We start from the raw sequence: 11,335 nt of genomic DNA, 5'->3' as shown, positions 1-11,335 counted from the left end.
TCCTCGGTGGTGTCGTCACCGTGGAAATCGCCGGCGGAAAACAAATCGATGCCCGTGACCTTGAGCTTGGTCGACGTCATGGAGCCGCCGTACTTGGCGATGCCGTATTCGGCCAGGTGATTCGCGCATACCTTGGCCTGTTCGAACAGCGGCGCCACCAGTCCGTACAGATCGCCGCGGTGCTGCACGCATTCACCGATGGCGTAAATGCACGGATCGAAGGTCTGCAGGGTGTCATTGACCACTACGCCACGTTCGCAATAAATCCCGGCGCGCTGCGCCAGCTCGATGTTGGGGCGAATGCCGACCGCCATCACCACCAGATCGGCTTCCACTTCGCTGCCGTCGGCAAAGCGCACGCCGGTGACGTGTTCGTCACCCAGGATTTCGCTGGTCTGCGCCTGCATCAGGAAACGCAGGCCGCGTTCCTCCAACGAACGTTTAAGCAGATCGCCCGCCACCTTGTCGAGTTGCCTTTCCATCAGCGAATCGAGCAGGTGCACCACAGTGACGTCCATGCCCTGCTTCATCAGGCCATTGGCGGCCTCCAATCCCAGCAGCCCACCGCCGATGACCACGGCGTGTTTATATGAGCGCGTCGATTCCAGCATGCGTTCCACATCGTGGATATCGCGAAAGCCCAGCACGCCCTGCTTGTCATGTCCCGGCACGGGAATGATGAAAGGGTTGGAGCCGGTGGCGAGGATCAGGCGGTCGTAGTCGGCGGTCGTGCCGTCCTCGGCGGTGACCACGCGCTTGACGCGATCGATAACCGTCACGCGCTTACCCTTGTGCAGCGTGATGCCCTGCTCGGCGTACCACGATTCGTCGTTGAGCATGATGTCGCTCAGGGTCTTTTCCCCTGACAACACCGGCGAAAGCAGGATCCGGTTGTAGTTGCCGTACGGCTCAGCGCCGAACACCGTAATGTCGTATTTGTCGGACGCCAGCTTCAGCAACTCCTCCAGCGTGCGTACGCCCGCCATGCCGTTGCCGATCAGCACCAGTTTGAGTTTTTCGGTCATTGCATCCTCCTCAGGACTCGTTCCCGTTCGAGGTATCCGCATCGTCGATAGCCCGCTTCGCGCGCGGCTGATTCATGCGGCGCAGCGCTTCCATCGGCACACGAACGGCGGAAACGGAAAACGCATCCAGATAGCCCAAGGGATTTTCGGGATCGAAGCGGCTGTCGTCGAAAAAGCGGTCCGACCCCATGAGCAGCGGTTCCGGACTGGCCTGTGCCAGGGTCCACTCGCGTGCGTTCAGGCCTTCCGGCTTGTCATCTATTTCCGGATACACCCAGCCGAGTTCGGCGGCGATCTCGCGGTACAAACCGGGTTGATAGGAACGCGCGGCAATCTCGGTCATGTCCTGGGCGCGCTCCACCTGTCCCCAGCGCATCATCTGGGTGGCGAACCACAAAGCGTGCGAACGCCAGGGGAACATCGCCGCATAACGATGAAAGATATTGAATCCCGGATGCGGCACGGCCTCGGTACCGGGGTCATAAACCAGTTGATCGGTCAGCGTCAGGCGCAGCACCTTTTCCTTGACCCCGACGTACTCGTCGCGGGCCAGGATGGCTGCCGCCTCGGGCCGGTGCTCCGGTTCGTCCAACCAGGCACCCGCCTTCATCAATGCCTTGACCAGAGCACGATGCGTTTTCGGATGGCGCGCCGCCCAGTCCTGAGTGACGCCCAGCACCTTTTCGGGTTTGTGATTCCAGAGCTGCTGGCTGGTGATCAGGATATGGCCGTGCCCGCCCTGCACCGCCACGCTGTTCCACGGCTCGCCGACGCAAAATCCGTCGATCTCGCCGGCGCGCAGCTGCGCGACCATTTGCGGCGGCGGAATAACCACGATGTTCACATCGTGATCCGGATCGATGCCGGCGGCAGCCAGCCAGTAGCGCAATTCGTAGTTGTGGCTCGAAACCGGATACACCACGGCGAAGGTCAACGGCTTTTCGCCCGCCTTGCGCCGTGCGTCGATGACGCCGCGTAAAGCGCGTGCGGTATAGGGTCGCTGCTGCATGGCCGTCGGGTCGGTTTCGCGCATGTGCTGATACAAATGATGCGAGACCGTGATCGCATTCCCGCCCAGTCCCAGACTCAAGGCGGTCACCAGCGGCTTGCGCACCGCCGTGATTCCGAGCTGACTGGCCACGGGCATGCCGGCCAGCATCTGCGCCCCGTCGAGCGCACCCAGCATCACCTTGTCACGGATGTTGGCCCAGGACGGTTCGCGCACCAATTCGACGTTCAGACCCTGTTCCGCAAACAGCCCCAGCTCCTTGGCGACCACCAGCGGCGCGCAATCGGTCAGCGGAATGAAGCCGAGCCGGACATCCGTTTTTTCCAGACCGTCACGGCGCTTCTTGAGCGTCAGCCGTTCACGTTGAGGTTTTGTGCTTTCGGTCATTCACTTTCTCCTCGATGCACCAACAAAAAAGGCGTCGCTACGTATCGTGCGGTGCACGAACGTGACGACGCCTTTGCCGTATTCAGTTTGTCCCGACGTAATCGGCCCTTCGTTGGGCGGCGGTCGGATGCTTGCATTAACTTATATGCAGTTAGCATGCCATTCAGCGGCATACGTATTCTCACGGGATTGCGGCCGATCCCCCGGCGTTACGCCGCGCTTTTTGCACCCTCCTGGTGCGCGCATGAGTAACCGGCACCAACCGGGGGATGGCTGCAAACACACGCATTACGATGCAACGGGTTCCGCTGCCGCCTGTTTCATGGTGCCGGCAAGCAGACCGTAAACCGCCACCCACGATGCCTCCACCTCATCGGTAAAGGCGTCGCCGAGACCGACATCCAACGTCCACAGCAACGCCGACGCCACCGTGTCGTAGTCCTGGTCCTTCACGCCGTAATCCGCATGCCGGCGACCCAGTGCCTGCACGGCCGGCACTACATCGTCGAGCCGGTTCAACGCATTGACCGCAGTGGTGATCATGGACATCAGCTTGCGGCCCTGCTCCTCCATATCACCCTTGAACAACGGCCTGAGGGCCGGGTCGAGCTCGAACAGCTTTTCGTAAAACAATGCAGCCGCCTTGTCCTGAATGGGTAATACGGCATCCCATGATGCTTTAACCTGATTGATCTGTTCCGGTGTCATCGCACGTTTTCTCCTGTCGAAGTTGAACAGACATTCACACTGACAGGGCCTGGCCGCGGTTCAGGCCGGCAGGCCTTCGACCTCCGCCCGCACCCGCTCCACGATTCTCGACGCGCCCAGAAAATCCGCCGCGTGTTCGCGCAAATAGGTCCAGGGGTAACCGCAGGCCGTGTCGCCCATCGCCTGCAGACATTCCCAGGCAGGTTCCCGTTGTTTCATCAAATAAAACAGCAGGCCAAAAAACCCGTATGGCACCGGCCGGTACAAACTGCCCGGCGCCATCTCCATGCGTTGATAGGCGGCGTTTATTTCGGCGACAACTTCCGGCGCCATCAACCGCTGTCGCGCCCTGTCCGGCCCGTCGATGTAGATCCACCATGACCAGGCCTCGATCCAGGCCTGCGCGATCAGCGCGTGCAACGCGTGCCCGTATGGACTGGCATCGCTGACTTCGCGCGCGAAACGCAATGCGGCCTGCGCGGCATCCTGCTCGTCACTCAGCACACGCACCCTGAAAACATGCGTCATCAGATGCTGCGGATCGCGCATCGTCGCCTCGGCGAAACGCGACGACAGAGTCTCCTCATCCATGCCCGCCAACAGGCCGGTGTACAGCAGCCAGGCCCAGGGCTCGGCGCAATCCGGCATGCGTTGCGCCGCTTCGGCCAGGTCCCGTTCGGCCTGCTCCAGTTGTTTGAAGTAATGCATCAAACCCACCACCGTCAGCGACGAAGGCGATACGGACCGGTCGTCGCTCAGATCGCGAATTACCCGCAGTGCACGCACCAGCCACGGTTCGGCCAGATGCGACGACTCGCCCACCCACCAGTCGAATTCCATGCGGTTCACCGGCGTCACAGCTATTGCCTGCAACGACAGGGCCCAGGCTTCGGCATTGCTTTTGCGCAGCGTCTCCAGATCGCTGTTCAAGCGGTAATAGCGCTGGCCCTGCAACGCCGCCTGCAATGCCGGCACTTCCTCCATTCCATACCAGAGCGGACAGTCACCGGCTTCGCCGGCACTGCCGAGCCGAACCAGTCGCAGCAATCGGCTATGAAAGGTCATGGAGATTTTTAGGGGTGCGGAATCGGCCGGCGGACCTGCCGCCGGCCGGATTCGGATCGCCTACGGACTCAGGCCGTCACCGGGCTGGCGACAGTATCTTCGCGCTCCGCCATGGCCGCCTGGAGATTGCGCTCTTCCTCCGCGAGCACTTCCGGCGAGAAACGCACCAGCAGGGCGAAGAAGGACACGCATGCCACCACCACGCCCAGATAGAACAGGGCCTGCTGAGTGGTCAACGAAGGCGAACGGAACAGGAAGCCCGCCGCCACCGCACCTGCGTTGCCGCCCGCACCGACGATGCCGGCAACCGCACCCAGCGCCTTGCGGTTCATGAAAGGCACGAGCCCGAAGGTTGCACCCTCGGACATCTGCACGAACAGCGAGAACAGGATCATGGTGGACACCGCCAGCACGATGCTGCCCATCTGCGAGAACAGCATCAGCGCCATGCCCTCGATCAGCAACGCCATGAACAGGAAATACACGCGCCCCTTGAGGCCCAGCGAACGGGCGAAGCGGTCGGAGAACACACCGCCCAGGGTGCGGGCAAAGATGTTCATCAACCCGAACAGGCCGGCGATCAGCCCCGCCATCTCCAGATCGAGATGGAAGCTGTTGAAGTAGTACATGGCCGCCACGTTGTTGATGGTGAGCTCGACGCCGAAGCAGGCACCGTACACCAGAAACAGCGCCCACACGCGGTAATCCTTCATGGCCTTCATGAAAGAGCCGAGATCGTTGCCGCCCGCTTCACCCGGCTTGGCGATCAGACCCTTGGCGCGCAGTTCCTTGAAGTCGCCGTCCGGCGCATCGGTGGTCCATTTCCAGTAGGCGAAGGCCGTAAGCAGCATGGCAACACCGGGCACCACCATCGCCACGCGCCAACCTATGGCCTGATCGGCCACCACCATCATGACGGCGGTAAAGATCACCGGCATGACCATTTGCGTCACGCCGCCGCCGAGGTTGCCCCAACCGGCCGTGGTGGCGTTGGCCGTGCCGACCACGTTGGGCGCGAACATCACCGAGGTGTGGTACTGCGTGATGACGAAGGATGCGCCGATGGCACCGATGGCGAGGCGTGCGAGCAGGAAGGTTTCATAGCTGTCTGCCAGGCCGATCAACATGACGGGTATCGAGCCGAGCACCAGCAACCCCGTGTAGGTACGGCGTGGACCGATACGGTCGCACAAATAACCGATAAAGATGCGCACCAGTACCGTAATCGCCACCGACGCGATGATGGTGTTGCCGATCTGTTCCTTGGTCAGGCCCAGATCGCCCTTGACCACCGGCATCAGCGGCGCGATTCCGAACCAGCCGAAGAAACACAAAAAGAAGGCGAACCACGTCAGATGAAAGGTGCGCATCTGCACCGACTTCAGACTGAAGAGGTTGATGCGCGTCGCTTTGTTTTGAACTTCCATAACGGTCTCCCGAAATTTCGCAGGCAAAAAAATAGCGCCGCCCTGCACGTACTTCGTGCAAGAGACGCCGCTGTCGCTTCAAGAGTCCGCGCTGACTCTTAGTGTGACCTGCCCACCATTGGACCGATCGGTTCTGCCGTAATGCAGCAAGACATGTGCCATTTGACACACACCATCCGGCAAAACCTTTTCGCTTCAGGGCTTCGCTACGTTTTTACGTCTTGAGCCGATAACAAAACGACCGAAAAAAATGCCCTCATCTTGTGCCGCCCGCACCCGGTTGCTCCAGCCTGGTGCGCTCAGCCGAGCAATTCGGAGGCCGAAATCAGCATCCGCGCCACGTCACCCATTTTCTGATTACGGTCCATTGCGAGCTTGCGCAGTGCACTGTAGGCCGCATCCTCGGACATGCCCTTCTGGCGCATCAGAATGCCCTTGGCCTTGTCGATATCGCGCCGGTCGACCAGTTTGTTGCGAGTCTGTTCCAGTTCGTTGCGCAGCGCCTGGAACTCGCGAAAACGCGCGATGGCCACGTCCATGATGGGCTTCAAACGATTGGCGCTGAGGCCATCCACAATGTACGCGCTGACCCCGGCGCTCACGGCGTCGCCGATGGTCTGCTCGTCGCTCTGATCCGCGAACATCACCACGGGACGCGGGATTTCGCGGGAAATCACACGCATGGATTCCAACGTGTCGCGGTCCGGCAACTCCATGTCGATCAGGATGATGTCGGGCTCATGCCGGCGGACACTGGCGAGCAGGTCCTGATTCTCGCCCAGGCGTGCAACCACCTCGTAGCCCTGGTCGGCCAACGCCTGTTCGAGAATGGCGGACCGCCCCGCGGACTTGTCCACCAGCATCACTCGCAGTGTCATAACACCCCTCCAAAAACAAAACGGGGCCGCGCCGGCACAAGCCGACACGACCCCATCGTCGTTTGCGGCCGGTGCGCCATTGCACGAGCCATCATGCCCATAGATCAAGCAATATGCAGGCCAACAGAACAGAGGTGACGGGTACGGCGGACGCTAAACGTAAGGCAGGGTGATATCATCGGCAGCAACGCCGGACACATTGTCATCACATAACCCGCCGATAATCGCCCGCTAACGACAGAGATTCGGGGCCCGGGTTTCATTCCCGAAGTGAATCCGGTTATAACGGCACCGATGGCATGAAATCCGAGCGTTTCGTACCACCCCGCTGTATTCCAAACTGCCAACAACCTGAGGAAACAGGGAGATCCCCATGAAGATCTTATTGACCACCCTCTTCTTGATCGGCTCGATTCTGAGTGGCGTCGCCTACGGCGCGCAAAACGACCAGGCGCTGCTTAACCAACTGAAATCGCCCAGCTGGCACCAGTTCCGCACGGCCGCCAAGATCATCTATCGACAGGGTATGGCCTCCCAAACAGTGCTCGACACCATGGTCGAGCGCATCCTGGAGGGACAGAACCAGGAGAACAAATACTGGGTCGAGGCCTATTCCTGGGGCTGCAAGGCCGTCGCATCGACTGGCAACCAGCGTTACTACCAGGCCGTAAAGGAAGTCGGCGACAATGCGGCAACCGACAAGCTGAAAAAGTACTGCAGTCGCGCGGCGGAAGCCCTGGGCGGTCCGAAGGGCATGCAGTACAGGAAAGGCATGATGTCGCTCGGCAACTGACCGCCCGGCGACTCAGGCATCACGTAAGCCCACACCCCCGCCCGTCGGGGGTGTGGCGTTTCCGGGGGTATGAAATCGAAGCGCCGGAAACGAGGATTCAGGTGCGCGGCGTTTTGGCGGCGGACTCGTCACGCAGCAGGCGGGCGAAATCGGGCGACAGCCACTTGAACAGCCCCGTCACCAGCATGCGCAACAGACCGGTGATGAACAGCATGCCCAGCAGGCTGACCGCCATGGCGAACAACACCAGCACCCACCACATCATGCCGTGAAACTTGCCGTGCAGCAGTACGGTGACCAGCACGGTCATGGCCAGGAAGGCCGCGAACAGCACCAGGCTCAGCGCACCGCGATGGGCCGCCTTGAGCGCTTCGGCACGTTCGGGGGATAACGGGGCTTCAGGATTCGGCATGGCGCGCAAGTCTACCGCAACGTAACGCCGCTTTGACCCGCCCGGGCGCGTTCACTACGATTTGCCAAGGCCCCGCCCAAGGAATCCGACCATGATCCGCACCGCCGCCCGTCTTGCCCTGCTGTTCGCCCTGATAGCCCCCTTCACCACGGCCACGGCCGCGGAGTCCCACACCTACGACCGGGTCAGCCTGTCCGCCCAGGCCAGCGGCACCGTGCCCAACGACGTGCTCATCGCCACCCTGCACGCCGAGAAACAGGCCAAAGACAGCGCGCAGGCCGCCGCCGAGGTCAATCGCGACATCCTGTGGGCCCTGAAAGCAGCCAAGAAAACCGCGGGCATCCGGGCGCAGACGCTCGGCTACAGCACCGCGCCTGTGTACAAGGATGAAACGCTGATGGCCTGGCGCGTGCGCCAGGGGCTGCGCCTGGAAAGCCACGACCCCGCCAAACTCAGCGCCCTGCTCGGCAACCTGCAGCAGCGGGTGGCGCTGGACGGCCTGGGCTACCAGGTTTCCCCGGCATCCCGCACCGCGGCGGAGAACCATTTGATCGACGAGGCACTCAAGGCCTTCAACACCCGGGCCGGACTGATCACCAAGGCCATGGGCCATACCAGCTACCGTATCGTGCAGATCGATGTGCGCACCGGCAGCATCCCCCGCCCCATGGTCATGCGCAGCATGGCGGCGGAAAAGAACCTGCCCGCCCCGGCCCTGGAGGCCGGCGATACGCCCATCAATGTCACTATCCAGGGCACCATCCAGCTCGAGCCGCCTCACTGAATCGGCTAAATTCATATAAAATTCATAAAGTTAGCACGCATCTCCTTGACCCGGCCCGGTCATCCCGGTAGGGTAGCGCTCCCGCTCGCCGGAGCACCGGGCTGATCTAAGGACGATCCCACCCCGCTTCGCGCGCAATCCGACGCACTTCGCGACCGCACGACGCCCTTTCGGCGCGCCGTCGACGGTCTCTGCGTCTCCAGTCAGGGCCCATGCCCTGCATCCCCGCAGCCTCGGGAGAGGCTGCACTCTAGTTATTCATTGTCGCGTTTACCTGCGGCTTTGACTGGCGGCCCGGAAACGGGCCGTCCGAACCCAAACGAGCCGGGCTTTTTCGGTCCCCTCGCGTAAGGAGGACAGCCATGTCGAAGATCGCCAATCTGTCGTCGATCGAACGTATCAACAAGCCGGCCGCGCGCATTGCGCCGCGCAGCTACGAAGTCTTCACCGAGCGCCAGTTCGACAAAATCGCGCCTCTGGCGCGCCTGTCTGAATCGCAGCGTTTCGAGATCCGCACGGTCGCCAACGTGCTGCCGTTTCGCGTCAACAGCTACGTCCTGGACGAGCTTATCGACTGGAGCGCCGTGCCGGACGATCCCATCTTCCAGCTCGTGTTTCCGCAGCGGGAGATGCTGGCGCCGGCATCCTTCGAGCGCATGGCCGACGCCCTGCGCAACGGGTCGGACCGCAACGCCGTGCGTGAAACGGCCGGCGCCATCCGCGCGGACCTCAACCCGCATCCCGCCGGCCAGCAGACGCTGAACGTGCCGAAGCTCAACGGCCAGCCCCTGCCCGGCATGCAGCACAAGTACCGCGAGACCCTGCTGTTCTTCCCCAGCCAGGGCCAGGTCTGTCACGCCTACTGCACCTTCTGCTTCCGCTGGGCGCAGTTCGTGGGCGACAAGGCGCTGCGCTTCGCCTCCAACGAGGCCGGCAGCCTGCAGGACTACCTGCGCGCCCATCCCGAGATCTCCGACATCCTGATCACGGGCGGCGACCCCATGGTGATGAAGACCAAGAACCTCGTCGCCTACCTGGAACCGCTGCTCGCGCCGGAGTTCGACCACGTGCGCACCATCCGCATCGGCACCAAGTCGCTCACCTTCTGGCCCTACCGCTACGTGACCGACCCCGACGCCCCGGAGCTGCTCGCCCTGTTCGAGCGCCTGACCAGGGCCGGCAAGCACGTCGCGCTGATGGCCCACTTCAACCACTGGCGCGAACTCGAAACGCCCGTGGTGCGCGAAGCCATCCGGCTGATCCGCGACACCGGCGCGGTGATCCGCACCCAGGCCCCGCTGCTCAAGCACATCAACGACCACGCCGACGTCTGGGCACGCCTGTGGCGCACCCAGGTCCAGCTCGGCCTGGTGCCTTATTACATGTTCGTGGAACGCGATACCGGCGCCCGACGCTACTTCGAGGTGCCGCTGGCCCGCGCCTGGAACATCTACCGCGACGCCATGCAGCAGGTCTCCGGCCTGGGGCGTACCGCACGCGGCCCGTCCATGAGCGCCGGCCCGGGCAAGGTGGAGATTCAGGGGGTCACCGAAATCAACGGCGAAAAGGTCTTCGTGCTGCGCTTTATCCAGGGCCGCAACCCCGACTGGGTGCAGCGCCCCTTCTTCGCCAAATACGACGAAGAGGCCACCTGGCTCAACCACCTGCGGCCTGCCTTCGGTGAGGAGAAATTCTTCTTCGAGGACGAGTTCCAGGCCATGAACGACCGCGCCGCTCTGGCCGGCGCCTGAACCTGGCCTGGCGCTGGTTGCGCGCGCCTCAGCCGCGCGTAATCAGCGCCACCGCGTGGGCGGCGATGCCCTCTTCGCGCCCCGCGAATCCCAGGTGCTCGGTGGTCGTGGCCTTCACGTTCACCTGATCCAGCCCCACTCCCAGGTCTTCCGCCAGGTGCTCACGCATGGCGTCGATGTGGGGCGCCAGTTTCGGCGCCTGGGCAATCACCGTCCCATCCACATTGCCCACCTGCCAGCCGGCTTCGGCCAGCATTTTCACCACCTCGGCCAGCAACACCCGGCTGTTGGCACCCGCGTAATTCGGGTCCGTATCCGGGAAATGCCGCCCGATATCCCCCAGTGCCGCCGCCCCCAGCAACGCGTCGCAGAGGGCGTGAATCAGCACGTCCCCGTCCGAATGCGCCTTGAAGGCCTTGTCGTGTGCAATGCGCACACCACCCAGGACGACATGGTCCCCTGCCTTGAAGGCGTGGACGTCGTAGCCATGGCCAATGCGAATGTCAGTCATTCTTTTGATCTCTTAATCAGGGGAATTCTAAATTCACGGCACGCCGGACCAATCCGCCATTAATTGACATGCGAATTATACGGATTTAAAAAGAGAATAAACTCGATACCGTTCTCGACAGTCACGATTTGAAGTGAATTTACCAACAAATTGGCAACAATAATGGTGAATGCCACGTAAATCATAGGCATATTCAGTTCAAAACGGATGATTAGCCTATGCTCGATGATATTGAACAGATAATTAAATATGGAAACCACATACATCTTGAAACTTATGGATTGCTAACCCCTAAAAAGCAAGACACAGCAAGCAAAGGTACGTCATTGCATCACCTTAGGACGGACTACACACGGGCTCCCAAATAGGCTGGCCCATAAAATGGACTGACTCATGGAGAATAGATCTCAATGGCGACACGCATAAGCATTATTAATTTTAAAGGCGGTGTTGGCAAAACGACGCTCGCATTCCACCTAGGGACCGGACTAGCCAGATACCATGACAAGAAAGTATTACTTGTAGACATGGATCACCAAAGTAGCCTATCGATACTTTGCCTTGGCGCCTACGATTGGGAACAAG

The 11,335-nt window shown here is 61.3% G+C and carries 12 protein-coding genes; 4 read left to right on the top strand and 8 right to left on the bottom strand.

What is annotated here, in order from left to right; translation table 11 throughout:
• The 6 genes from P8Y64_11305 to P8Y64_11280 form a co-directional block, all read right to left on the bottom strand.
• The coding region (locus tag P8Y64_11305) for an FAD-dependent oxidoreductase (protein MEJ2061052.1) at positions 1-1,025 on the bottom strand (1,025 nt) is incomplete at its 3' end.
• A gap of 10 nt (positions 1,026-1,035) precedes the next feature.
• The gene (locus tag P8Y64_11300) at positions 1,036-2,421 is read right to left on the bottom strand and encodes a CmpA/NrtA family ABC transporter substrate-binding protein (GenBank protein ID MEJ2061051.1); all 1,386 of its coding nucleotides are present in this window, start codon (positions 2,419-2,421) and stop codon (positions 1,036-1,038) included.
• 288 nt (positions 2,422-2,709) lie between these two features.
• On the bottom strand, positions 2,710-3,129 hold the full coding sequence (locus P8Y64_11295; GenBank protein MEJ2061050.1) for a globin family protein: 420 nt from the start codon (positions 3,127-3,129) through the stop codon (positions 2,710-2,712).
• A 60-nt stretch (positions 3,130-3,189) separates the two neighbouring features.
• Positions 3,190-4,194, bottom strand: a complete 1,005-nt coding sequence (locus tag P8Y64_11290) for a hypothetical protein (GenBank protein ID MEJ2061049.1) — start codon at positions 4,192-4,194, stop codon at positions 3,190-3,192.
• 68 nt (positions 4,195-4,262) lie between these two features.
• A complete protein-coding gene (locus P8Y64_11285) occupies positions 4,263-5,621 on the bottom strand; it encodes an MFS transporter (protein MEJ2061048.1) in 1,359 nt (452 codons plus the stop codon).
• Positions 5,622-5,920: 299 nt separating this feature from the next.
• Positions 5,921-6,499, bottom strand: coding sequence for an ANTAR domain-containing protein (locus P8Y64_11280; GenBank protein ID MEJ2061047.1), 579 nt, complete (start codon positions 6,497-6,499; stop codon positions 5,921-5,923).
• A gap of 373 nt (positions 6,500-6,872) precedes the next feature.
• Between P8Y64_11280 and P8Y64_11275 the strand changes: the two genes are divergently transcribed.
• On the top strand, positions 6,873-7,292 hold the full coding sequence (locus P8Y64_11275) for a hypothetical protein (protein ID MEJ2061046.1): 420 nt from the start codon (positions 6,873-6,875) through the stop codon (positions 7,290-7,292).
• Positions 7,293-7,389: 97 nt separating this feature from the next.
• Here P8Y64_11275 and P8Y64_11270 read toward each other — a convergent pair whose 3' ends face one another.
• Complete coding sequence (locus P8Y64_11270) at positions 7,390-7,704, bottom strand: hypothetical protein (GenBank protein ID MEJ2061045.1); 315 nt, start codon at positions 7,702-7,704, stop codon at positions 7,390-7,392.
• A gap of 91 nt (positions 7,705-7,795) precedes the next feature.
• On the opposite strand from P8Y64_11270, the gene P8Y64_11265 reads away from it, so the two are divergent.
• Together P8Y64_11265 and P8Y64_11260 are read left to right on the top strand one after the other, a co-directional pair.
• Entirely contained in the window at positions 7,796-8,488 is a 693-nt protein-coding gene (locus tag P8Y64_11265) for an SIMPL domain-containing protein (GenBank protein ID MEJ2061044.1), read from the top strand.
• A 362-nt stretch (positions 8,489-8,850) separates the two neighbouring features.
• Complete coding sequence (locus P8Y64_11260) at positions 8,851-10,239, top strand: lysine 2,3-aminomutase (protein ID MEJ2061043.1); 1,389 nt, start codon at positions 8,851-8,853, stop codon at positions 10,237-10,239.
• Between the two features lie 28 nt (positions 10,240-10,267).
• On the opposite strand, the gene ispF is transcribed toward P8Y64_11260, so the two are convergent.
• Positions 10,268-10,741 (bottom strand): 2-C-methyl-D-erythritol 2,4-cyclodiphosphate synthase, encoded by a 474-nt coding sequence (gene ispF, locus P8Y64_11255; protein MEJ2061042.1) that lies wholly within the window; start codon positions 10,739-10,741, stop codon positions 10,268-10,270.
• Positions 10,742-11,160: 419 nt separating this feature from the next.
• Here ispF and P8Y64_11250 point away from each other — a divergent pair.
• Positions 11,161-11,335: ParA family protein (locus P8Y64_11250; GenBank protein MEJ2061041.1), on the top strand; the 175-nt coding region annotated here is incomplete at its 3' end.

It is taken from the genome of Gammaproteobacteria bacterium (assembly GCA_037388465.1).
Lineage (GTDB): Bacteria > Pseudomonadota > Gammaproteobacteria > SpSt-1174 > SpSt-1174 > JARRKE01.
This window is presented reverse-complemented; position numbering and strand designations above follow the sequence as displayed.